Source organism: Bartonella queenslandensis AUST/NH15 (genome assembly GCF_000312585.1).
In the GTDB taxonomy this organism is placed as follows: domain Bacteria; phylum Pseudomonadota; class Alphaproteobacteria; order Rhizobiales; family Rhizobiaceae; genus Bartonella; species Bartonella queenslandensis_A.
The window spans coordinates 1-220 of sequence record NZ_HE998410.1 but is presented as its reverse complement, the minus strand read 5'-3'; the positions used below and the strand labels follow the sequence as shown (position 1 = coordinate 220).

The window sequence follows — 220 nt, the reverse complement described above, 5'->3', positions numbered from 1 at the left end:
ATTCTATTATGTTTACGGTTTACTTCATTCGGAAGATTATCGTGCCCGTTATGCTGATAATCTCTCTAAAGAATTGCCTCGTATCCCTTGTGTTAAAAGCGCCGATGATTTTTGGAAGTTTGTGACAGCAGGGCGTGAATTAGGGCATTTGCACGTGAATTATGAAGACGTGGAACCTTATCCAGTGACCTTTAAAAAAGGTAATCCAAAATTGACTAAT

General features: G+C 38.6%; 1 protein-coding gene. It reads left to right on the top strand.

What is annotated here, in order from left to right:
* On the top strand, positions 1-220 hold a 220-nt coding region (locus BN338_RS10510), incomplete at both ends, for a type ISP restriction/modification enzyme (protein WP_039762480.1).